This window comes from Bacillus sp. REN3 (assembly GCF_017912555.1).
In the GTDB taxonomy this organism is placed as follows: domain Bacteria; phylum Bacillota; class Bacilli; order Bacillales; family Cytobacillaceae; genus Mesobacillus.
Window position 1 is genome coordinate 98,062 of the sequence record NZ_JAERSD010000011.1, and the last position, 22,728, is coordinate 120,789.

A 22,728-nucleotide genomic window follows, 5' to 3' on the forward strand; every position below is an offset into this window, starting at 1 on the left:
TGATTATGGATTTTGATGTGCAATATTTATCGTTCTATGTCGTTCAGGTCGAGGGAAAAGGGGACCAGGCCGATAAGAAATACAAGCATTACCAGACTCTGAATGAAGAAGATTATGACAATAGTTCGCTTAAGGATTTCCTTGATGGAGAATTCACAAAGATTGTCAAACGCAAAGTTGACCGCCATCCGAAAACAGAGGATGTGCCGACAAAGATTGGCTATTTCATCGTAGAAGAAGGGCATGATTTGACTTCGAATCCGAACTACAATCTTTTTCATCGCGTCAGGTTCGCTGAATCCAAGGAAGCCTTCCAGGAAGAAAGCGAAAAATTCACGCGGGCATATGTTGATACGAGTGCAGTCCGAGGCGGTGTATTCATTGTGGCAAGGGCGAAGCTTAGCAAATATTTTGATGACTCATTTGTCTTTATTTTGAAATGCGATTTCGAGCCTAAGGTTGCCTCGATTTCTGATGAATCCACGCTTATTCGCCAGGTTGAGATGGCAATCACCACGAAAAATATGAAGTCGATCCAATACCCATACATGCCGGAAGAAGGAATGATCCAGGCCAATGAATTGAAGATCAACCAGTCTTCACACGCTCGTTATTTCGAGGATTTCCTTAAATATGTCGAGTACGGACAATCAATGCCGGAAATTGTGAAGAACCAGGTTATCGAGATGGTAAAAGTACATATGGAAGAAACGTTTGAATCGGAAAGCGAGGAAAGGGAGCAGCTGGAAAACGCCATGGAAATCTGGGCTGCCAGCGAAAAGCGAGAACTGCAGGAGCGCTTTGAACAGGAGCAAATTATTGAAGCAGCCGCTCAGCTCGTTGAACATACACCAGAATTAGAACTGAAAATGAAGCTCGACCATGTTTCGGTTAAAGGGCTGCTTGCCGATTTTGGAAACACGGTCCATCTAGCGAAACTGAATGATAAATATGTCCTGATGATCGAAGCGGATACGATTACTTTTGAAAAAGGATTCTCGCCGGTGGAGTTCGTGAAACCAGTCGAAGTGGCAACGGTAGTCGAACGAATCAGGCAGAAAGGATAAAGGCTACAACAAAAACGAAAGGGGGATTTTGCATGCAAAATCCCCCTTTTTTCCTTTTTTCGTGATAGCTGGGCAAAGGTCCCCTTTTTCCTGAACATATTCTCATTGCTGGATACATGAATTTTCCCAATAATCATTGAACACTTTCTTTAGGATTCCTATAAAATCATCGCGGACTTTATGTAGTGATAAAGAAGCTTGGCTGTATTTTCGATGGACTCCTTGTGTGTACGTTCGAATGCATGCGATGAGTCAATCCCAGGTCCAATAAGTCCATGGATGATATCATGCCCAGAGCGGATGGCTGCCGAAGCATCCGACCCATAAAATGGGTAAATATCCAGTTTATAATCGACTCCATTGTCTTTCGCAAGCTGGACAAGCTTCTTTCGAAGTTCATAATGATAAGGTCCGCTGGCATCCTTTACACAAATGGAAACGGTGTACTCATCAGTCGACTGGCCGTCACCCATTGCCCCCATATCAACAGCGAGGTATTCGACTGTTTCAGGCGTGATATTCGAGTTCCCTCCATAGCCGATTTCTTCGTTGTTTGAAATTAAAAAGTGTGTTGTATAGGGAAGTTCAATCTCATCCAGTACGATCTGTTTGATAAGCTGGAGCAGGATCGCGACACTCGCCTTATCATCGAGATGGCGGGATTTGATATAACCTGAGGGTGTGATTTGCACCCTGGGATCGAAAGAAACAAAATCCCCAACTTCAATCCCCAATTCACGGACTTCAGCTTCACTATGTACCTTTTCATCCAGGCGGACTTCCATGTTGTCTTGATTCCGTTCAGCCTTGCCAGCATCCTTGTATACATGGACAGAGGTTTGATGCATCAGGATTGTCCCAGTAACCTTTTTGCCTGAACTTGTCTCGATTTCACAATATTCGCCTTCAATCGAGTTATATTTGAACCCCCCAATCAAATCGAGTTTCAGCCTGCCGCTAGGTTTGATTTCTTTCACGATTGCCCCAAGTGTATCAACGTGCGCAGTCAGCATACGGTGATTTCGATCATCCTTGCCAGGAAGCGTTGCAATCAAACCGCCTTTGCGATTCCTCCTTGTATTTACCTTTATTTCCCCCAGGAATTTTTCAACGAACGAAATTACCTCATTCGTATTTCCCGATGGACTGGGAATGCTGACGAGCTGTTCCAATAATCTTATCGTCTCATCTGTATTTGGATATCCCATGGTAAAACTCCTCTCCGTTAGACTCACACATCTATTATATGCTTTTTTTATACGCACATAAATGCCAGGCAGGATACAAATCCTATAATCGGAGGTGAGAAGATGGGAAATAAAGATTATAACCAAATTTTCGAAGATTACAAAAAGAAAAGCATTATACAAACTCCATCAGCTTCAGAAGATACCGGGAAGGATAGGATTGTCGCCGTCCGTAAGAACGATGATGGCGACTTAATTGCTTTCCGGACTGAAACAGGAAGGGAACTGGATTATATCGAGGCACTGACAGAAGCAAAAGCAGGAAACCTCGCTCAAGTAGATGTATTCCATAAATACGGGAGAGATATACTTCGAAGCGAGCCTGATGGAATCAAGGAAAACAACCTCGATAACTTACCTGAATTCTAACTCATTGGGCCCTTTTAATATGGATGGATCCCGTTCTTCGGAATCAAAACACCCATTTAGATCACAAGTGAAGTTAGAGTGAAAAATGGAAATGTTAAATTGGACACAAGGTGTTTCGGATCGCGCCGTTTTGCTTTTTGGCGCACTCGTATGGGGACGATTTGCGTCGGATTGTTCCCATTTTTCTTTTTCGAGAGCCTATATGGGAACGATCTGGCTAAGATTGTTCCCGTTTTGCGAATCTGACTGGCTGTTTGGGCACGATCTGCTTCGGATCGTGCCCGTTTTGCTTTTTTCGAAAACTAATATGGCACAATAGCCCCGTCCGTCCCCGCTTTGCTTATCTGAATCTTAGTATTGATGCGATCCGGCAACGGCAATCATCTCCGTTGGATTTTCAACATAATCAATAAAAAAGGAGGGAAAAGAAGGATCATAATAGAATAAAAGAAAGCAATGTTTTTAGTACTTTAAGTAGATCAGGAGGAAACAGATGAATGCAAGAATTATAGAGACACTGAAAAACATCGAAGAAGAATATCGTGTGAAAATTCTTTATGCTTGTGAATCCGGGAGCAGGGCATGGGGATTTCCTTCTAAGGATAGTGACTATGATGTCAGGTTCATTTATGTGTATAGAAAACGGGACTATTTATCAATCGATCCAATCGGCATTGGCTCAAAACGGGATGTGATCGAGCTCCCTATAGACGAGCTGCTCGATGTTTCGGGGTGGGAACTGACAAAAACGTTAAGATTGTTCAGAAAATCCAATCCTCCCTTGCTGGAATGGATGCGTTCTTCAATAGTTTACTACCAAGTCTTTTCAACTATTGAGAGAATGCAGAAGCTTAGCAGGGACGCATTTGCGCCTCACTCCTGTATCCACCACTATCTGAATATGGCAGCAGGCAATTACAGGGAGTTTTTGCAAGGGGAAGAGGTTAAGATAAAAAAATACTTTTACGTTCTCAGACCGGTTCTGGCTGCGGTGTGGATTCAAAAGCATAATGAATTCCCTCCTTTGGAATTTCCGGTGCTGCTAGAAGAGTTGATTCCGCGCGGGCAGTTAAAAGAACAAATAACCACACTTTTAAATAGAAAGCTGGCTGGGGATGAACTGGATGTGGAACCGCAAATCCATGTTATAAATGAATTTCTGGAAAAGGAAATGAGATGTCTCCGGGAAGGAGGAAAATCCCGGGGGCATCAACAGCCTGATTTGACTCCAAACCTTGATACCCTTTTCCGGGAAACACTAGAAGAAGTTTGGCCGAATCATTAAATGTATTACTAAAGATTGTTTTCTAAAGGCTTGTTGTTTTCTGAATCACTTTAAGAGAAACGAATAGTTTTAGAAGATTAATTGGAACCTGAGGTTGCGTGGCTCCGGTCGGGATCAGCGGGAAAATTAGGACACTGCTGGCGCTTTTACGCCAGGGAGGCTCACTCACCCCCAGTAGCAATCGAGCAACATGGAATGCAAATCCACCATTTTGTAAAAACCAACAAAATTCATGAAAACAACCTAATAAAAAATGATGAGGAGGAAAGGGATGGGTACAAGATCGATTGGCATAGATGCAGGCGGATCTCTTATAAAGATGGCCTTTGAAGAAAATAGAGTTCTGCATTTCAAAAAATATCCGATTGCTCAGATGGAAGAAGCTATGGAGTGGCTGAAGATATTTTCTGCAGACAGAAAAATTATCCTGACTGGCGGTAAGGCAGGAATCCTTAAGACAAACCATTTTCCTGCTGCAAGGATTGCAGATGAATTTACAGCTTCGTGTGAAGGGGCCAGTTTCCTTTTAGAGCAAAAAAACCTTTTGCCTCAGAAAAAATTTCTGCTTGTCAATGTAGGAACAGGTACATCATGGTTTACGATAGATGGTGATAAACAGGAACGGATACTAGGAAGCGGAGTTGGAGGAGGAACATTCATGGGATTGGGCAAGCTGCTTGGCGGAAACAAAGAATTCACAGACCTAGTAGAGCTATCCGGAAAAGGGACTAGGGGAAATGTCGATTTGCTGGTCAAAGATATCTATCATCCTGACCAGCCGCCGATTCCAGGGGAATTGACAGCAAGTAATTTTGCGAAAACTGCTAATGAAGCTACAGCAGCAGACCGAATTGCTGCGGTATCCAATTTGATTGCGGAAACCTTAACGCTGTTGACAGTACAGGCCGCCGCATTGCAGCAAACATCCTCAGCTGTTTTCATTGGGAGCACCATCGCAGGCAACAATCCGCTTCAGGAAAGTCTTAAAACCTATCTTGGAATGTCAGGAATTGAACCTGTTTTTCTCCCAGACGGCGAGTTCAGCGGTGCAATCGGAGCGAAAATGTTCTAATTTCCGTCTCTTGAACTATTCTGGCTTAAAAGTTAGAGTAAGAGTGATGATAAAAAAAGAAGGTGTCAGCATTTGAGCAAAAGGTATTTCACCATCGGGATGGCCGGACATATTGACCACGGGAAAACGTCGCTGACCAAAGCACTGACAAACGTGGACACTGACCGCCTGAAGGAAGAAAAGGAACGACAGATTTCAATAGAACTTGGGTTCGCCCCATTATATGAGGATGATGAACTCCAAATATCGGTTGTCGATGTACCTGGCCATGAACGGTTCATCCGACAGATGATCGCTGGTGTTGCAGGAATCGATCTGGTCGTCCTGGTTGTCGCTGCTGATGAAGGCGTCATGCCGCAGACGAGGGAACATCTGGATATACTTGGTTTCCTCGGCATCCGTGCCGGCATCATTGCCATCACTAAGATTGACCGAGTCGAGGAAGAATTCATCGAGCTGGTGAAAGATGATATTTTGAGTGAGCTTGAAGGGACAGTATTTGAAAATTCCCCATTCATGATGGTGGACAGCCTTTCGAATAAAGGGATTCAAGAGCTAAAGGGTCTGATCATCGATACGCTTAAGAAGCAGGAAATGCGGGATGCGAAAGGAGCGTTCCGCCTGCCGATCGACCAAGTTTTCACGGTTAAAGGCCAGGGAACGGTCGTAAGAGGGACAGTTTACGAAGGGACTGTGGATGAAGGGCAGCTCCTTAAGGTGCTTCCTGATGGTCTTGATGTCCGCGCGCGCCAGCTTCAGGTCCATCATAAGCCAGCAAAGTCCGCTTTTGCCGGACAGCGAGTCGCTATTAACCTTTCCGGGGTTTCAAGAGAGGATCTTGAGCGTGGGGAAGTTCTTGTCTCATCTGATCATTTTATCGTGACAAACACAATTGATGTAGCCATAAGAGTGGTTGAAGATCTGGAGCACTTAGTCAAACAGAGGACCCCTATAAAATGTCACATTGGAACCACAGAAGTGATGGGAAGGATTGTGTTCTTTGACCGGAATGAACTTAAGGAAGAAAACGGGGAAATACTTTGCCAACTGCGGCTCGATGAAAAAATCGTCACGAAGCGGGGAGACCGTTTTATTATCCGCCGGCCAAGCCCCCAGGAGACGATAGGCGGTGGATGGGTCATCGACCCGCGCGGCAACAAATATAGGTTTGGCTTTGAAACGATTGAAGAACTGGAGAAAAAGAAGGTGGGTACGCCCAGCGAGAGAATCCGGGCTGCTCTCTACGAAGCAAAAAGCCTGGATATTGCTGAGTTGATCAAAAGGACCGCTCTGGGCGAAGAGACGTTAAAAGAGACTCTTGAAGACGGGCAATTCATTAAATATTCAGCCAGGGAGTACACACTTGCCTCCCTGATCGAAAACCTTGGTGAAGAGATGATAGACCGGCTGAGCGAGTATCATGACTCAAATCCAATGCGGCCAGGAATGAACAAAGCAGAGTTGCTCCAAGCGATGCAGAATATCGCGCCTAAATCCTTGCTTGAATATATTATTGAGGATGGAATCAACAAAGGCTTGTTCGGAAGAAAAGGCCAATTTATCAGGCTGTCTGAATTTGAGCCGCATGTACCGAAGAACTGGGAAAGACGGACGGAGAACATGCTTCAGGCACTTGAGAGCGATGGCCTGAAGGTTGCGTACCTGAACGATTATATTAAGAATGCGGGCATTCCGGATTCTCTGGCAGTAGAGTTGAAACGCTTCCTTGAAGACCAGGAAAGGATTGTTTCTCTGGATGACCAGTATGCCTGGTATGGGGAGCATTTTACAGAAGCGGTTAATAAGCTGAGAGAACATACAGGCTCAGAGTTCGAGGTTCCGCAGGCAAAAGAAGCCGTTGATTTATCAAGGAAGTATATGATTCCCTTCCTTGAACGACTAGACACTCTGGGATATACAAAGCGGGTCGAAAATAAAAGAGTATGGCTTAAGTAATAGAATGCAGCAGGATAGCAATCCTGCTGTTTTTATATCGATTCATCATAATTTTGTTATGTAAACTAAAGGTGTTCATTTTTTGCGTTTTTATGCTGTGTAGGCAGTAAACATGTTTTTGACCGATAATGCATCCCTTTTTCAATCATATTAAGGAACCCCATGGGGGGAAGGGAGCTCGAAATTGGTGATGGAAAGTCCGGGTGCTCCCCGGACTGTTCATCAGTCTCCATAGACTCCATCGTAAATCTTTCCAATATCAGCTCGCAATTTTTCGACCTGTACTATACGAGCTTCCCGCAGGTATTCTTTTCCATCAAGGTAAAGGACGAGAACAGGAACTGTAAAAGCCATTAAATAGCCTGCAATCTCCTCGACTTTTTCTGCATTTACCAAAGCCATTTCAATCTTCGGATAGTCTTTCATGACCTCCTCAACCTGAGGAAGCAAACCATGACACACACTTCAGCCATCAGTCAAAACATAGATGAAGCTAAGCTCATGATCATTTATAAAACTTTTCACTTCATCGAGCGATGTTAATTCCCGCATATTTCTAAAACCTCCTCTTCAAGATGATACCCATTATCGAGACTATTTTATCATACTTTTGAAAGGGTATAGGGTATAATGAAAAAGACTTTTCTTCAGGGAGTGGTAAAATGAAAAACCAATGGGATGAAAGATTCGGCATAAGTGAATATGTATATGGCGAAGGACCGAACAAATTCATTGAAGAATATGCAACTTATCTAAAGAATGATCAGACTATCGTAGCATTCGCTGAAGGAGAGGGGAGAAATGCGGTCTATCTTGCCAGGCTGGGCCATGATATCACTGCATGGGATTATTCTGAAGTTGGTTTAGAGAAAACAATGACATTAGCTGCAAAATCCAATGTCGCCATTAAAACGGAACGAAAAGACCTAATAACCGACCCGGTGCCGGAGGAAGCCTTTGACGGCGGCATTATGGTGTTCGGTCACTTTGCGAAAGAACATCAAAAATCAGTCATCGATAAGCTGATAAAAACAGTGAAACCTGGCGGAACCATCATGCTGGAAGTTTATTCTGAGCAACAAATCAACTATAAAACCGGCGGACCGAAAACGGCTGATCTGCTTTATAACCCAGCGAACGTGCTCGAATGGTTACAGGAGTATAAAGTAATCCATTTCTTCTATGGTGAAAAGGAAAGGTCAGAAGGAACCGGCCATACTGGAATTGGACATGTCATCCAAGCAATCGTAAAAAAAGAAATGTTTTAATGATACACCGAATCGATCCTCGATTGAGGATCGTTTTTTTTTGCGAGGAATTTCCGAAATTTTGTCGAATAGTTAATCGGTGGAAAATAGAGAGGGTTGGCTATGGATTTGAGGATAAAGCAGTATTACTTATTCGAAGGAAACGCCGCAGTCAGCAGGGTTGCAGATTCGCAGTTTCAAGGAATAAAATGAATTGCCATTGAGGATGGCTTGACACTTATCACATGCAATAGACATATGCCTGAATGGGGATTATTCAGATTCCTTTTTTCTGAATCTACACATCCGGTACTTATCCAGCGTCTTGGAACCCATGACCGCATACATGTCTTTTCGCCAGTAAGAGCATTGGGAACAAAAGGTTTCAAAACTTAGTCAAGTTTTTAGTCACCAACGTATATTTAATTTTGGCTGTGTTAAAGCTGAATGTTGTTTTTTAAAGAGTTGATTGGAACGGAAGGGACTGACTCCTCGAAAATGCTAATGCATTTCCTTCGTGCGTGGGCGAATTCGCCGGAGCCTTTCAGTGTCCTGCGGGATGCAGCGGCAAGGTGGAGACCCCGCAGGCGCCCTTAGCGCCGAGGAGATAGGGAAGCTGAAGCGCTTTGGTCAGCCCCGACAAACGCTGGCCGACTAAGACCGCCGCGTCCTGCGGCAACGTCGACACTAGGACGTCCTGTCCGTCGAAGGACCTGTCAGTGAAGTCGCTCTTTGACTTCATTGGCAGGATCGAAGCGACTCGGACGGGCTAGTCGCTGAAGCTGGACCAGCTCCACTGACGCCCCGCGGAAAGCGTGTCTCTGGAGTGGAAATCAACACCCAAGTTTAACAGAGCCTTAATTTTAAATAGGAGCTTCTGAGGGGGGAGTGGAATTCATGCAAAATGACTGGGAAGATTTTTACTGTAAAGAGGTTTTATCAGGCAGCACACCTGTTGAAATCGTTTTAGAAACGAAGCATAGCCTTGCTTTTTATCATACAAGGCCATACTATGAGGTTCACATTGCCGTCATTCCAAAGAAGCATATCTTATTGATTACCATCAAGGAAGAAGATCTTGAAGTCATGAAAGATTTGTGCGGAGTGATAAAGGAGGCAGCAGCCGAGATGAATGAAAAATATGGGGCATGCACCGTATCTACCAATATTGGCGAGTATCAATCCAATAAACATATGCATTGGCATGTGCACTTTGGAAAAAGGATTCGCGATTGATTAAAGACTTTTTGCCTATTGGAATAAAAATTGCTATTGAATGGATGGGCACCCTAAAAGGATGCTGTGGCACACAGTGTGTCAGTTTTAAGCTGACTAAGATGGGCATAACTAAACAAATCTTCAATGAGATTAGAAAGAGAACCCATGACAATTAAAAAGCAGCACCTGCCCGGCAACTCAAAAAAGAAACCAGGATGAGTCTTGTGCCTATATTGAAGGGATCGTCCAATCATCCATATAAGTGAAGAATTCCACGCATCCTGCCCAAAAATAATTCCGGATAAGAGGGAATGACCAGATATTTTATTGGAATTTTCCAAAAAAGTGTCACACTATGCTCTCTGATACGACTTATTAGTTAGAAAGCAGGAATGAGGTGGAAACAGTTGGACCATATCAGGGAACAACAGGTAATGGATTGGTATGAACAGTATTATGATGACATTTACCGATTCATTTTCTTTATGATGGGTGACCGGCAGTGCTGTGAGGATTTGGTACACGATACCTTTGTCCGTGCCTATTCGGCTGCCGAGCGGTTCCGCGAAACGTCGACCGTAAAAACATGGCTGTTCAGTATTGCGAAGCATCTGGTCCTTGATGAGATTCGCAGACGAAAGAGGAGGAGGATGTTGTCTCTGATACATGGCAAAGATATCCCATCTGCTCTCGATCTTGAAGAATATGTAGAAAATAGAGATACTGTACAGCGGGTGATGGTTGCGATCCAGAAGCTGAAGCCAAATTATCGCCTTGTCATTACCTTGAAAAAAATTGACGATTGTTCCACAAAGGAAATCAGTGAGATTCTTGGATGGACTGAAGCAAAGGTTCGAAAGACATTATCAAGAGGTATTGCAGCATTGAAAAAATTGGAAGAATCGGAAGGGGGCGAACAAATTGAGCAATCCATTTCATGAAGATTGGAAGTCCCTGCAACAATTTCGAACCTCCGCTGAAGATAAAAATACATTAAAGCATAAGATCAGGCTTTCCTTAAGGAATCAAAATATAGAAACTTCTCGAAAGAAACGGCTCGATTGGAAAAACCTTGTTCTGACCTGTTTATTCTTGCTTATTTCAGGAGGTATCCTATCCCAGCTGCCGGATTCTGTTCCAAAAGAATTGGAACCAGGTTCCAAGACTAACGCTACTGTGGGTTCTGGGTTCGTCCACAAAGGCAGTTTTTCCTGGGAGCCAGGAAGTGTGACGAGCAAGAAAATCAAGGATGGGTACGCAATTTACCATAATGACGCCAGCGTCCAGGTGGGGAAGATTACAGAGGTTTCCGAAAATGAACAACAAAAGATTGTATATTCAAAACCAATTAGCTTTGAAAAGGAATATCAACATTTTCCTTATCCAACCCATATGTACATCGAGCATGTAAAAATGGCCGACGTTGTTCTCCGATATCACTTTTTTGTTGTAGCGGCAAATAAGACTTTTCATTTTAGCCTTGATTATCCCAAGCTTGATCATTCGGATATTTTCAGTATGATGGCAACCTTGGTGTATTCGGAACAGAAACCTTATATTCATCATGAGCCGCTTTTCGTTACTCATGGCTATGACGATCTGCCGTATCCAGTTGGCTTGAAAGTGGAACGACAAGATGGGGAAAATGTTGAATACCTGTGGGAGGAAGCAAGCCAAAAGGCATTTACCCTCTATATTGAAAAAATAGAAGAAACTGGCAGAATAGAGATCAATAAGGGAACTGGGAGCCACACGTTTGAATCCCAGGATGGAAATCAAATAGTAAAGCTAACCTTGGATGGAAAGCAATTAACTTATGAGTTTTCCTATCCAAACCGTGAAGATTAAGGGATGCCAGTGAGAAGCTGCAAAATTGGATAAAAAAACAGATCCTCTGCATTTAGCCAGAGGATCTGCTTATTAATGCTGGGCTGTATAGCATGCGAAAATTTCTTCTGAGGTATCATTGTATTTGATTTCAACATCGGTTTCATTAAAGAACCATGTATCATTTGATTCAACATAAAAGGTGATTCCGTCAATTTCTTGCTGTTCAGCTGCAACGGCCGGTGTTTCAAGTGAAAAAGCTAAACTGTATCCTTTGTTCTTATCGCCAAACCCGGCGTATTGAGGGAATAGGCGGATAAAAAACGGCTTTGGTGTATCAAATTCATTCTCAAACCATTTGTATGCTTTTTGATCAATCGAAATTGTCATGTTTACACCATCCTTTCGTTACTTTCATTTTAATGGCCATCGCAGATAGAGTCGGTGCTTTTTGTCACAGCAAAATCGGTTGTCATCAAAGTGTCAAATTTGTTGAAGCTGTGTATTGCCAACTTCGTGAACCTAGTTCAGCAGTGATGGATATCGTCATCTATTTAGTGTAAATCGGTTCCGGGAATAATATATCGCCATTTGAAAATCCCCCTGTCAGAGTACAGGGGGACGACAACAGCTATAATCAGACTCTTTCTTCCTTCACCCGCATAGCTTCAGGGATGTATACACAGAATGGCTCACTCTCCATGTAATCGCCTGTCACTGCGTATGTCCTGGAGCGGGATCCGCCGCAGACGTACCGGAATTCACAAACCCCGCACTTTCCTTTGTAGTTGTCAGGGCTGCGAAGATCTTTGAAAATTCGGGACTCCCGATAAATTTCCGCCAAAGGTCTTTCACGTACGTTCCCGCCAACCAGCGGAAGCAACCCCGATGGCATGACATCACCTGTATGCGAGACAAAAACGAACCCGTTTCCATCATTCACTCCTTTTGGAGCACGTTTCAATCCATCGATAACCGATGCCATATCCTTCGTTAGTGTATCTTCATAGCGGATTTCACTCTTGTCTACGATGTGCTCGCGTGCTTTTTGCTGGAATACCACACGTCGATAATGCTGGGCTGCTGTTGTTTTTATATCATATGGAGCGGTCTTGCTAAGTTCATAAAGCCAGCGGAAGACCTTTTCATGCTCAGCAGGTGACAGGCATGCATCTAACTGTCCGCGTCCAGTCGGAACAAGCAGGAAAATGTACCACATGACGACTTTCAGTTCTTTCATCAGTTCGGCCATTTGTTCAAGATGGTCATAATTATACTTAGAAATTACCGTATTTAGCTGAAGGGGCATATTCAATTCGTTCAGGTACTTGACTTTCTCAATCGTCAAGTCGAAGGATCCAGGAGTACCGCGAAAGTAATCATGGATTTCCGGTGTCGGCCCATCAAGGCTGAAAGCCCATCGGGAGAGGCCTACTTCTTTTGCGCGCTCCATTTTTTCCTTAGTCACATTATCCGTGGCACTTGGAGTCATTGAAACCCGCATCCCTTTTTTGATCGCATACTCTGCAAGGTCAAACAAATCTTCCCGCATCATGCAGTCTCCACCTGTAAAAACAAGCATAGGATTGTTCATTTCATAAATCTGATCAATCAGCTTGATTCCTTCCTCGGGACTCAATTCACGAGGATCCGGTTTATTCTGGGCATCGGCGCGGCAGTGTACGCATTTGAGCTGGCATGCCCTCGTCACTTCCCAAATTACGATATAAGGATTTTCGTTAAAATCAATCATCCCTGGATGTCCTGCCATCTGCCCAGACTCCTGTCCATGTCCATGCATCATTCATCACCATACTTTTTATTATTTTACCTATATTATAAAATTCAGATGCCAGGATGAACGGATGTATTGTTACAAATATTCTACAATCGGAAGGTTTATTATTTTTGAATAGGATTATATATGTTCCCTTAAATTCATGTAGACCTTCAGCAATCATTGAAGTTTAGGCTATCTTTCTGTTCTTAATTAAGAAAAATATTATGCTTTATGAAACTTTCATCCCCTTAGTAACGTCTAAATATATGGATAGTCAGGTGATTTTTGGAAAGAGGGGGATGATGTTTTGAAGAAATCAACAATTTTGTGTACTTGCGCTGTTTTCTTCACTCTTCTCATTTCTGGCCTGGCCGCCTACAGCCAATTTGAACCTGAACCCCCGTCATTAATGCTCTTTATTGATGACCACCCTGTGAAGATGAAGCCGGGTACCTATTCACTCGAGAAGTGGGGAAGGGCCGCTATATCTGACACCCCCTCTGATCCTGCAGCGATTGTCAGGGAATACAATTCTATCGTAGTTTCTAATTTAAACCATCTTTCTTTCAAATTCGATGAAGAGCCGCAGTCGGTAAAATATTATCTCTGGGAAATGGCCACTGGCAAGCTTGAATGCAAAGGATTCGAAAAGAAACAGCTTAAACTCATGGATACAAATGTTCCACAGGGGGAATACGCGCTCGAAGTTCGAGCAACATGGGAAAGCGGATATGTCTTTTATCACGCGAGGATATCAATAGAAACGGATAATTGAACCATCATTTGCTGCTATGCAGGCAAGATGGTTTTTTTTATGCATAAATTACTCAAAATAGCTCAAGTTAATTATGACAAACTCAAATGAAAAGGGGGAATACCCATGACCGTAGGGACTCAGATTAAACAGACACTCGCTGGTTTGAAAAGTGCACAGGCGAGCTTCGAAACATTCGCGTTAGGAACTGAAAACCAGCAGGCTAAACAGCTCTATCAAGCAGCTGCTCAACAGACGCAGGCGATTATCGATAGCATTCAGCCTCGATTACAGGAAATAGAACAGGAAGAACCGCAGTATAAAGCATGAGAAGCATGGGGAGGGGTAACCCCCCTTTTTTATTTAGCTAGTGGGGTGAATTGCATGACGGTGGCAGCAAATGTTAAACAATGTGTTTCAACGCTTAAAACTATAGAAGCCCAACTATCCATCCTGGCGCTTAATTCCAATGTGACGGAAGCAAGCAGAGCTTTTCACGAAACAATGCTTGTCCTCAGTGAAATTAGGACAGATATCCAAAAACGGGAAAAACAGCTTGAAGCAGAAGAGCCACAATACAAAGGTTAGGTTCTGGAGGTAAACATATGACTGAATGGACACAAATCATCATACGGTCAATCTTATTCGTGATCACCTTATTTGCGATCACCAAGCTGGGCGGGAAAAAGCAGCTGGCAGAACTCTCTTTTTTTGAATATGTTTCTGGTATTACGGTCGGAAGCATTGCGGGTGAAGTCATCATGGGGCTTGAAGCTAATATATTCCACGGTGTTTTAGCGGTTTTGATTTTTGGCGGTTTTACTTACCTGGTTGATGTACTTGGAATGAAAAGCAAATCTTTCAGGAACCTCATCGATGGAAAAGCAAGTGTATTGATCCAGGATGGTAAAATTCTTGAGGAAAATATGAAAAAGGAAAAGTACACAATCGATGAGCTTAATTCACTGTTAAGGCAAAAAGATGTATTCAAAGTGTCAGATGTGGAGTTTGCGGTGCTTGAACCAAAGGGTGACTTAAGTGTTCTTTTGAAAAGGGACAAGCAGCCAGTTACCCCTTCTGACCTTGGAATCCAGGTTGCTCCCGAAAAAGAGACTAAAACAATCATCATGGACGGTAAGATAATGAACGACCCTTTGTCAGAAGCAGGGAAAAACCGAGGCTGGCTTGATAATGAACTCGCAAAGTTAGGAGTTACAATTGAAAATGTCTTCATGGGGCAGGTGGATTCAGCAGGACAGCTAATTGTCGATACATATGACGATAAAATCACTATTCCGACCCCACAGCCAAAACAGCAGCTCCTGGCAATGATGAAAAAATGCCAGGCTGATCTCGAGCTTTTTGCATTGGAAACAGAGTCTCTTGAAGCGAAGGAAATGTACAACAAGAATGCAGAAAGACTGCTATTAGCAATTGAAAAAACTAAGCGCTATCTTAAAAATTGACACTGTTGTCTCAAACATAATAAAAAGGCTTCTGCCTGTATACAATTTCCGGTATAAACGGGCAGAGCCATTCAGATAATATCCAATAAGGGATTCTTGCGAGAATCCTTAAGGAAGGGGTGTTGGTAATTTGAGAAATGCTTGGATGAAATTGCTCATGAATTCGAATATTCCTCAAAATGTTTTGAAAAAGTTTGGTTACAAAAGACGAAAAAATCGTTCCATGACCTATTCATTATTTGGAATAGCTGCCAGCGCAGCTGCGGCTTACGCTCTGAGGAACAGGATGGGGGGAATGCGAAGGTTTTTTCAAAATACCAATATAGCTGGTGGCATGAAGTCTGCCTTCCAACAGGCTTCTGCTGCGAACCTGGCTGAATTCGCAAAGGAACTTTCCCCTGGAATAAACAGTAAAAACCAGGATACTCAAGGGGAAAAAGGCCAAGCCACCAATGATCTCGATTTTGCTGGCAGTAAATTCATGAAGCAAACAACTGAATCCCTAGTCGGGACTGAGGGAACAAAAAACTAAGATAAAACAATAGGGAAATTAAAAGGAACCATAAAACCCGCTTTAATGAGCGGGCTTTTTCATGGAAAAAGGATGATTATATTTGTCATGAATTCGTGAATATTTTAGGGTGTTGCTCACTTGATGATCTTTTCATTTGGTCATTATGACATATAAGAAAGCTTTTACATTGATATTAAGATTATGTTTCAAAAACATTACAAAAAAATGCGTTTGTTACAGTCATAACCTTCATTGTTGTTGTAATTATAAGGGTTCTATGTACGTGTCATGCAGAGAGGGATGAATTCAGTAATGGGAAAATATCCCTTCTAATCCAGGTTTTATTAATACCAATCTAGTTTAGGAAACTCTAGTATAAATTTGTAAAAGAAATAGAAGGAGTTGCTAACAACATGAAGAAACAGCTTTTGACGGTGGCTGCTACGGCAGGAATTTTGTTTACATCTTTTAATGGTACTGCTAGCGCACATAGCAATGTGCATACAGTGAAACCTGGTGATTCTCTTTGGAAGGTTTCTCGTACCTACAATGTTACTATCAATCAATTGAAATCTTGGAACAAACTTTCAAGCTCAGTCATTTACGTGAATCAAACATTATCCATTACCCCTCCACACAACCAAATTGAGGCAGAGGCTGAGATGATAGCAAAATCTGTCTATACCGTTAGACCCGGAGATACTTTATGGGAGATTTCAAAAAAATATCGCACTTCAATCGGTTCATTGAAGTCATTGAACGGACTCCGATCAGATGTTATTCGGCCGGGACAAAAACTGAAGGTTTCTGGAACCTTACCTAAAACCGTAAAATCAGCAGTGAAATCTTCGGGCAGTTATACTGTCAGAAGGGGAGACAACCTTTCCACTATCGCGGTTCGCCATAATTTATCGCTTTCCGCCTTAAAATCTATCAATAAACTGAAATCTGATGTTATTTATCCTGGACAGAAATTAATTTTATCAATGAATATATCCGGGCCTTTACGCTCTGTAACAAAGACATCGAGCTCGCAGACCCCAGCAGCTTCAACTTCAAGAGCACTGGTTTCAGAAGCAAAGAAATACATTGGAACCCCATATGTCTGGGCTGGAAGCACTCCGTCCGGCTTTGACTGCAGCGGGTACTTGAACTATGTATTCGGAAAAAAAGGCATTTCCATTCCACGTACCGTAGCTTCAATCTGGAAAGCAACAAAAACCGTCTCTTCACCGCGAGTCGGCGACCTGGTATTCTTTGAGACGTACAAGCCTGGTCCATCGCATGCAGGTATATACCTTGGCCATAATAAATTTATTCACGCAGGCACTTCCAGAGGCGTTGAAATCAGCGATCTGACCAATTCTTATTGGAGTCCTCGATTCCTTGGCGCAAAGACAACTTTTTAAGCAATACCCTGAATGATCCTATTTAAAACCTCCTTTTGGGGGTTTTTCTTATAATAGAAAAAATAGTTTGCTTCTTGGCTTAAAATTTGTAATAACCTTCGGGCATGGCGTATAATCCAATTAAAATCTATTTGCTGAGATGTCAGTGAAATGAATCGATTTCCATCTTTTGGTACATAGAATTCTGGGAGTTTATAGATTTGGAGGCTAAGGAAAGTGAGAATTCCTATTCTGAAATTGAAAGAATATTTGCTAGTATCCATTCAAGTCGAACTGGATGACCAGACTGTCCTGACTTTCCAGGAGGATCTTCTGAATAAAATAAAAGATACAGGCGCAAAAGGGGTGGTCATCGACCTTACGTCTGTTGATATGGTTGATTCTTTCATTGCCAAAGTGTTGGGCGATGTCATTGTGATGACTGGATTGATGGGTACAAAAGCTGTCCTGACAGGAATCCAGCCAGCTGTAGCCATTACCTTGATCGAACTAGGGATTACAATGGAGAATGTGCACACAGCTCTTGACCTTGAACAGGGAATTTCGATACTAAGCCATTTGTTAGAGGGTTAGCCATATGATAGAACCGATAGTGATTGAGATAAAAAATGAATTTGATATCGTGCTTGCGCGCCAAAAAGGCAGGGAAGTCTCAAAGGAGCTTCAATTTGGCGTAGTCGATCAGTCAAGAATCACCACTGCCATTTCCGAATTGGCAAGGAACATCTATCTGTATGCCGGAAGCGGCCAAGTCACCATCAGTGTTCTGGAGGAAAACGGAAAAAGAGGTATCGAGATACAGGCCAATGACAACGGACCTGGAATCCATGATATTCGCTCGATCCTCCAGGACGGTTATTCAACTTCTGGGGGACTGGGAGCGGGGCTCCCGGGAGTCCGAAGGCTGATGGATAGTTTTGATATTGATTCAATACCTGGATCTGGAACAACAGTCACGATTATCAAATGGGTACGCTAAAGCCCATGATGGATCCCGACTACTTAATGATGAAAATCCGTGGGTTTTCCATAGATGTTTTGAATCAATATTAGGACTCTCTTGTATTATGTTATCTGCAAATCCGGATCATTTTTGATTGCACTAGACAGCTCTCCCTATGTAGTCTTTCCGGTCTCAGGCGGTTCCCGCGGAAGGGAACCACTTGATTATGGATTACTTTTCGAGGGGACGTATATTCAAATATTCATTAACCATTTTATTCTCCTCCGCGTAATCTCCACACTTGCCTATCACATTTCCACCAAAAAAGGATGTCCCCTTTTTGCGGAACATCCTTTTGTTTATTCGATCGTCCATTGTTTTAAAACTTGCTGTCTTGCCATTTCCAGGATTTCTTCCTCTGAAACAGATTTGTCGGCAATGACATTCGTTAAATAATGCTTTCCTTTATGGTCCACGCTTACAGTTACTTCTCTCATTGTACATTGTCCTTTCTTTCTATGTTTTCTGTGTTAGAAATATAACCAGTTTTCGAGAATATTAAACATGGGACCGCAATCAGATGAAAGTATGCCCTTTCTGGAAGAGGGAACAGAGAACTATGCAAAACACCAGGAAGGATATAATGGACATAGAATATAACAAAAAGCAGCAAAATCCCATTGGGTATCCACAAGAAAACCCAGGCAATGACAAGAAGAGTGACGATCTCAAAGATCAGAGCAGGCTGCCTCATCAGCAAAACAGATTGAAGGACCAAGAAAATTCAAGAAGATGATTTTACGAGGATAGCCCTTTGGCTTTCCTTTTTTCATGAGGAGCGTTCAGTTCTTCCGACTCAAGACGATGTTTAGAAATCACACAATTTCACATATTCTTTTGATTTTATTCAGATATTTGTTAGTTACATTATAGTCGTAAGGAAATCGATTGAAGGAGTGATTTGTGATGAAGAAAAAAACATTGTTCTTGGGAGCAGCATTGATAATTGCAGTTCCAAGCTTTGTAGCTGCAGAGGGCCTTTTGGTGAATCGGACAGATGCCAGTGCCCCTTTATCCGTCCAGGAAAATGGCGGTCAGACGCTTGTTGATTGTACCGGCGACCGCAGGATGGATGGAGGATTTGGCAGAGGAATGCAGCAAGGAAAAGGACAAGGCAGAATGGGAATGCAGCAAGGACAGGGAGGGCAGTTTGCCGACAGAAGCGCGGAACTCCTTGACCTCGTCGGAAAATATAGTCCCTCAACTGTTGATGAGTGGAAAAAGATAATAGATGAACGTGAAAAACTGAAGGAAGATTGGCTAAGTCCCGACTATGATGAAGCAAGACAAAAATATATGGAAGAAAGACATGCAGCAATGCAGGCGTTCCGGGACCAGTTTGCCAAAGGTGAAATCACCAGGGAAGAGATGAGAGAGAAATTGTTCATCGAAAAAGGAAACCAAGGACAACGTGGAATGTATTCAAATTTGCAGGCTGCAGTCGCTGAGAATGATAAGGACGAGGCTGCAAAGATCCTGGGTCAGATGCTTGATCAGTTCAAGGAGCGAAATGACGATCTTAAAAAACGTCTTGAAGATGTAAAAAAATAAGAAGTTAACTTGAAAATGATCAAGTATAATGGAGATAGACATGAAGGGGACGGGCTGGAAATGCGTCCTCTTTTTCATTTTTGGAGGGGACCGCAATGCCGTATTCAATCTATCTTGTTGAAGATGAAATGAATTTGAATCAAGTGCTGACTGCATATCTTGATCAGGAAGGATGGAATGTGACGTCCTTCAGAGATGGTTCAGCCGCCCGCACACATATCGAGGACACGCCACATCTGTGGATTCTCGACATCATGCTACCCGGTGTGGATGGTTATCAGCTCCTGAAGGAAATTAAGGCATTTTGTCGGAAGACACCTGTGATTTTTATTAGCGCCAGAGATGCTGACCTGGATAGAGTACTCGGTTTGGAAATGGGCAGTGATGATTACCTTGCAAAGCCTTTTTTGCCAAGGGAATTGGTAGTAAGAGCCAAAAAGCTTCTTGAACGGGTTTACGGTCAGGGGAGCCCTCAATCCAACTACATTTATGGTCACTATAGTATTTTTGAAGAACAAAGGCTGGTCCTGGATGGGAATACCCCTATTCAACTTACTTCAAAAGAATTTGATATATTGCTCCTTTTCATTAAGAACATTGGACGAGCATTCGGACGGGAAGATATTCTTTACAAGGTATGGGGGAAGGATTATTTTGGATCTGACCGTGTTGTGGATGATCTTGTAAGAAGATTAAGAAAGAAAGTTCCTGACTTTAAACTGGAGACGATTTATGGATATGGGTACAGGCTGGTGGAGTCAGATGAAAAATAAGCCGATATTCGCTCAAATCTCCTTTTTATTTGCAGTTCTCATCCTTTTGATTGGCTTGATTATCAGCACAATGGTGCCATCGATATTACGAGGCTTTTTTACTGATGAAATATACAGGACAATAGAAGAAAGCCAGGAATTAACGACAAGGATCAACCGGAATGGGATGATGATGGGCGGAGGAATGGCGATGCGGTCCGTCCAGCATGTTTTCCTGGATGAAGACGGCCAGGTTGTTGGAGGAAGGGCGTTTTCTGAAAAGGTACTTTCCAATTTTTTAAAACAGGGCATTGAACAGAAAGAATCCTCCAAGCGATACGAAATGCAGATTGATAACAAAAAGATGCTTTATGTCGTTTCAAAAAAGGATATCGGGGGTATGCCCGTATTCCAGATCTCCTTCATGATGGATACTTATCGGAGTGAACTTGTCAGCACTCTCTTGAAAAAACTCTATCTGATGCTGCTCATTGCCCTTGCTGCCGGAATGCTTCTTTCATTCCTGTTCGCTAATTGGATGGTCAGGCCAATCAATTTGATGAAAGAACATGTACTGAATTACGCTTCACGGAAATGGGACAAGCCACTCAACTTGAATCGCGGTGACGAAATTGGAATACTTGCTGACTCGATCGAAAAAATGCGCAGGCAATTAAAGGAGCAGGATGAATCGCAGCAAACCTTGCTCCAAAACGTATCGCATGATTTAAAGACACCTGTTATGGTCATCCGAAGCTATGCTGAAGCATTGAAAGAAAAAATCTATCCAGCAGGCACACCGGAAGCCACTGGTGAAATCATCGAAAAGGAAGCTGCTGGCCTTGAAAAAAAGGTAAGGGACTTAATTTATCTTACAAAACTCGACTATTTGCGGCGGACGAACCCCGAGTACACCCAATTCCCATTGGTTGAACTAGCGAGCGAGGTTGAAGGGCGCCTCCGTCCTGTCCACTCTCCAATCTTGTTCACACTTGATGCGGATGACGAAATACTGTTCCGCGGAAACAAGGAACAGATGAAGGTGCTATTTGAAAATTTGATCGAAAACGCATATAAATTCGCAGAATCCCGCATTACTCTTTCCATCAAGCAGGATGAGAAGAAAGTCTTGATTAGCTGCCATAATGATGGCAGAGCTATCCCGGAAGAGAAAATTAAAAATCTCTTCAAGCCTTTTGTAAAAGGCGAGAACGGAAACTTTGGCCTGGGGCTTGCAATCATTTCACAAATCACAGATATGCATAAGGGAACAATTAGCGTTATGAATCAACGTGGCGGGGTAAGTTTTTACTTTGAATTTCCAATCCAGTATTGATTACTCCTCCTAAACCATGCTTTCTAAACTATCAAACACTTTACATCCTTTCAGTTGTTTAATGGTTTTTTTGGAAAAAGGAGGAAAAATACACCTCCTTCACGAATATATAAGATCGAGACCATAATAGAGAAAGGGGTATCGATCATTTTGGGGGTACACAATACTGACAAATGGAGCAGTTTGATGATAACTGCTGCTGTTATAATGTTTTTCGCAGCAATGCCAATTGGCATCTTTATTGTGACATTCGTACATCAGTCATTCTATTTGGACAAAAGCCAGTGGTTTTTTGATAGCCCGATATCTTCCTTCATAGTCATGGTAGGCATGCTTTTTTCCATACCACTGCTACTTATCATTATCGCAATCTATATGTCGAGGACTGAGGAATCAAGAAGGAGAAATACGATTGTTTTGGCGGCAACCTTCGTGACAATTCTGATCATGTCGGTGATTGGCTACCTGTCTTTGGACAACTATTACTATATCGACCGAAAGGGAATTCATTATGATGAATTATGGAAGCTTGAAACGATTAGTTATTCCTGGGCCGAATTAACCTCAGTCAAACAGGTCAATATCAATGATGGAGGAACATTGAAGCCTGAAAAAATAATTTTCACTTACGGCACCGAAAAAATCGATCTTCCACTATCTCCGAAGCTGAGGAATGAAATCGAGCCTGTCATGAGGTTTATTGAAAATGAAAAAGGAATAAGGCTGGACATGGAAACAATTGAAAAAGACTGAATCAAAGCCCTTCTACTGGAGAGAGCCACCGAAAAAAGGCCCTTTATCCAGCCAAGAGTTGGATAAATTTTAAAAAATGAAATAACTTCCAAAGACCTGCATTGAAATTATCAAGCAATATT

Annotated in this window: 27 protein-coding genes; 22 read left to right on the forward strand and 5 right to left on the reverse strand. The window is 42.6% G+C overall.

Annotation, left to right across the window (positions count from 1 at the left end; all coding sequences use genetic code 11):
• Positions 1–5: 5 nt before the first annotated feature.
• On the forward strand, positions 6–1,067 hold the full coding sequence (locus tag JJQ88_RS11630; RefSeq protein ID WP_210366067.1) for a DUF3900 domain-containing protein: 1,062 nt from the start codon (positions 6–8) through the stop codon (positions 1,065–1,067).
• Positions 1,068–1,225: 158 nt separating this feature from the next.
• On the opposite strand, the gene JJQ88_RS11635 is transcribed toward JJQ88_RS11630, so the two are convergent.
• Positions 1,226–2,275 carry a M42 family metallopeptidase gene (locus tag JJQ88_RS11635; RefSeq protein ID WP_210366068.1) on the reverse strand — a complete coding sequence of 350 codons (1,050 nt, stop codon included), beginning with the start codon at positions 2,273–2,275 and terminating at the stop codon, positions 1,226–1,228.
• Positions 2,276–2,377: 102 nt separating this feature from the next.
• On the opposite strand from JJQ88_RS11635, the gene JJQ88_RS11640 reads away from it, so the two are divergent.
• The 4 genes from JJQ88_RS11640 to selB all read left to right on the forward strand — a co-directional run bounded on the left by JJQ88_RS11640 (position 2,378) and on the right by selB (position 6,996).
• Positions 2,378–2,683, forward strand: coding sequence for a DUF3892 domain-containing protein (locus tag JJQ88_RS11640; protein ID WP_210366069.1), 306 nt, complete (start codon positions 2,378–2,380; stop codon positions 2,681–2,683).
• A gap of 493 nt (positions 2,684–3,176) precedes the next feature.
• Positions 3,177–3,968, forward strand: coding sequence for a nucleotidyltransferase domain-containing protein (locus JJQ88_RS11645; RefSeq protein ID WP_210366070.1), 792 nt, complete (start codon positions 3,177–3,179; stop codon positions 3,966–3,968).
• Positions 3,969–4,239: 271 nt separating this feature from the next.
• Complete coding sequence (gene coaW, locus JJQ88_RS11650) at positions 4,240–5,040, forward strand: type II pantothenate kinase (RefSeq protein ID WP_210366071.1); 801 nt, start codon at positions 4,240–4,242, stop codon at positions 5,038–5,040.
• A 72-nt stretch (positions 5,041–5,112) separates the two neighbouring features.
• The gene (gene selB, locus JJQ88_RS11655; protein WP_210366072.1) at positions 5,113–6,996 is read left to right on the forward strand and encodes a selenocysteine-specific translation elongation factor; all 1,884 of its coding nucleotides are present in this window, start codon (positions 5,113–5,115) and stop codon (positions 6,994–6,996) included.
• 222 nt (positions 6,997–7,218) lie between these two features.
• Here the strand turns inward: selB and JJQ88_RS11660 are convergent, their stop codons facing one another.
• On the reverse strand, positions 7,219–7,422 hold the full coding sequence (locus tag JJQ88_RS11660; protein ID WP_210366073.1) for a thioredoxin family protein: 204 nt from the start codon (positions 7,420–7,422) through the stop codon (positions 7,219–7,221).
• Between the two features lie 236 nt (positions 7,423–7,658).
• On the opposite strand from JJQ88_RS11660, the gene JJQ88_RS11665 reads away from it, so the two are divergent.
• The 4 genes from JJQ88_RS11665 (at position 7,659) to JJQ88_RS11680 (ending at position 11,309) form a co-directional block, all read left to right on the forward strand.
• Complete coding sequence (locus JJQ88_RS11665) at positions 7,659–8,264, forward strand: class I SAM-dependent methyltransferase (protein WP_210366074.1); 606 nt, start codon at positions 7,659–7,661, stop codon at positions 8,262–8,264.
• 876 nt (positions 8,265–9,140) lie between these two features.
• The gene (locus JJQ88_RS11670) at positions 9,141–9,479 is read left to right on the forward strand and encodes an HIT family protein (protein ID WP_210366075.1); all 339 of its coding nucleotides are present in this window, start codon (positions 9,141–9,143) and stop codon (positions 9,477–9,479) included.
• A gap of 389 nt (positions 9,480–9,868) precedes the next feature.
• Positions 9,869–10,402 carry an RNA polymerase sigma factor gene (locus JJQ88_RS11675; protein WP_210366076.1) on the forward strand — a complete coding sequence of 178 codons (534 nt, stop codon included), beginning with the start codon at positions 9,869–9,871 and terminating at the stop codon, positions 10,400–10,402.
• Positions 10,383–11,309: a hypothetical protein gene (locus JJQ88_RS11680; protein ID WP_210366077.1), complete on the forward strand. Its 927-nt coding sequence runs from the start codon at positions 10,383–10,385 to the stop codon at positions 11,307–11,309. Before JJQ88_RS11675 ends, JJQ88_RS11680 begins: the two co-directional genes overlap by 20 nt.
• A gap of 72 nt (positions 11,310–11,381) precedes the next feature.
• Here the strand turns inward: JJQ88_RS11680 and JJQ88_RS11685 are convergent, their stop codons facing one another.
• Together JJQ88_RS11685 and JJQ88_RS11690 are read right to left on the reverse strand one after the other, a co-directional pair.
• Entirely contained in the window at positions 11,382–11,678 is a 297-nt protein-coding gene (locus JJQ88_RS11685; protein ID WP_210366078.1) for a HesB/YadR/YfhF family protein, read from the reverse strand.
• A gap of 247 nt (positions 11,679–11,925) precedes the next feature.
• Positions 11,926–13,059, reverse strand: a complete 1,134-nt coding sequence (locus JJQ88_RS11690) for a TIGR04053 family radical SAM/SPASM domain-containing protein (protein WP_481748300.1) — start codon at positions 13,057–13,059, stop codon at positions 11,926–11,928.
• 316 nt (positions 13,060–13,375) lie between these two features.
• Here JJQ88_RS11690 and JJQ88_RS11695 point away from each other — a divergent pair, with 316 nt between their 5' ends.
• The 8 genes from JJQ88_RS11695 (at position 13,376) to JJQ88_RS11730 (ending at position 18,190) form a co-directional block, all read left to right on the forward strand.
• Positions 13,376–13,843 (forward strand): hypothetical protein, encoded by a 468-nt coding sequence (locus JJQ88_RS11695; protein ID WP_210366080.1) that lies wholly within the window; start codon positions 13,376–13,378, stop codon positions 13,841–13,843.
• 105 nt (positions 13,844–13,948) lie between these two features.
• Positions 13,949–14,152: a DUF1657 domain-containing protein gene (locus JJQ88_RS11700; RefSeq protein ID WP_210366081.1), complete on the forward strand. Its 204-nt coding sequence runs from the start codon at positions 13,949–13,951 to the stop codon at positions 14,150–14,152.
• A 54-nt stretch (positions 14,153–14,206) separates the two neighbouring features.
• Entirely contained in the window at positions 14,207–14,410 is a 204-nt protein-coding gene (locus JJQ88_RS11705) for a DUF1657 domain-containing protein (protein ID WP_210366082.1), read from the forward strand.
• A 17-nt stretch (positions 14,411–14,427) separates the two neighbouring features.
• Positions 14,428–15,288, forward strand: coding sequence for a DUF421 domain-containing protein (locus JJQ88_RS11710; protein WP_210366083.1), 861 nt, complete (start codon positions 14,428–14,430; stop codon positions 15,286–15,288).
• Between the two features lie 295 nt (positions 15,289–15,583).
• A complete protein-coding gene (locus tag JJQ88_RS11715; protein ID WP_210366084.1) occupies positions 15,584–15,820 on the forward strand; it encodes a hypothetical protein in 237 nt (78 codons plus the stop codon).
• A 395-nt stretch (positions 15,821–16,215) separates the two neighbouring features.
• The gene (locus JJQ88_RS11720; protein WP_210366085.1) at positions 16,216–17,211 is read left to right on the forward strand and encodes a C40 family peptidase; all 996 of its coding nucleotides are present in this window, start codon (positions 16,216–16,218) and stop codon (positions 17,209–17,211) included.
• 216 nt (positions 17,212–17,427) lie between these two features.
• Entirely contained in the window at positions 17,428–17,784 is a 357-nt protein-coding gene (locus JJQ88_RS11725) for an STAS domain-containing protein (RefSeq protein WP_481748301.1), read from the forward strand.
• 4 nt (positions 17,785–17,788) lie between these two features.
• Positions 17,789–18,190 carry an anti-sigma regulatory factor gene (locus JJQ88_RS11730; protein WP_210366086.1) on the forward strand — a complete coding sequence of 134 codons (402 nt, stop codon included), beginning with the start codon at positions 17,789–17,791 and terminating at the stop codon, positions 18,188–18,190.
• A 323-nt stretch (positions 18,191–18,513) separates the two neighbouring features.
• Here JJQ88_RS11730 and JJQ88_RS11735 read toward each other — a convergent pair whose 3' ends face one another.
• On the reverse strand, positions 18,514–18,651 hold the full coding sequence (locus tag JJQ88_RS11735) for a BA3454 family stress response protein (protein WP_210366087.1): 138 nt from the start codon (positions 18,649–18,651) through the stop codon (positions 18,514–18,516).
• A 146-nt stretch (positions 18,652–18,797) separates the two neighbouring features.
• Here JJQ88_RS11735 and JJQ88_RS11740 point away from each other — a divergent pair, with 146 nt between their 5' ends.
• From JJQ88_RS11740 to JJQ88_RS11760, 5 genes are all read left to right on the forward strand, one after another.
• Positions 18,798–18,950, forward strand: coding sequence for a hypothetical protein (locus JJQ88_RS11740; protein WP_210366088.1), 153 nt, complete (start codon positions 18,798–18,800; stop codon positions 18,948–18,950).
• Between the two features lie 170 nt (positions 18,951–19,120).
• Positions 19,121–19,765, forward strand: coding sequence for a hypothetical protein (locus JJQ88_RS11745; RefSeq protein WP_210366089.1), 645 nt, complete (start codon positions 19,121–19,123; stop codon positions 19,763–19,765).
• A gap of 95 nt (positions 19,766–19,860) precedes the next feature.
• Entirely contained in the window at positions 19,861–20,538 is a 678-nt protein-coding gene (locus tag JJQ88_RS11750) for a response regulator transcription factor (protein WP_210366090.1), read from the forward strand.
• Positions 20,498–21,853 (forward strand): sensor histidine kinase, encoded by a 1,356-nt coding sequence (locus JJQ88_RS11755; protein ID WP_210366091.1) that lies wholly within the window; start codon positions 20,498–20,500, stop codon positions 21,851–21,853. The genes JJQ88_RS11750 and JJQ88_RS11755 overlap by 41 nt, the downstream gene beginning before the upstream one ends.
• A 186-nt stretch (positions 21,854–22,039) precedes the next feature.
• Positions 22,040–22,606, forward strand: coding sequence for a hypothetical protein (locus JJQ88_RS11760; protein WP_210366092.1), 567 nt, complete (start codon positions 22,040–22,042; stop codon positions 22,604–22,606).
• Positions 22,607–22,728 lie beyond the last annotated feature (122 nt).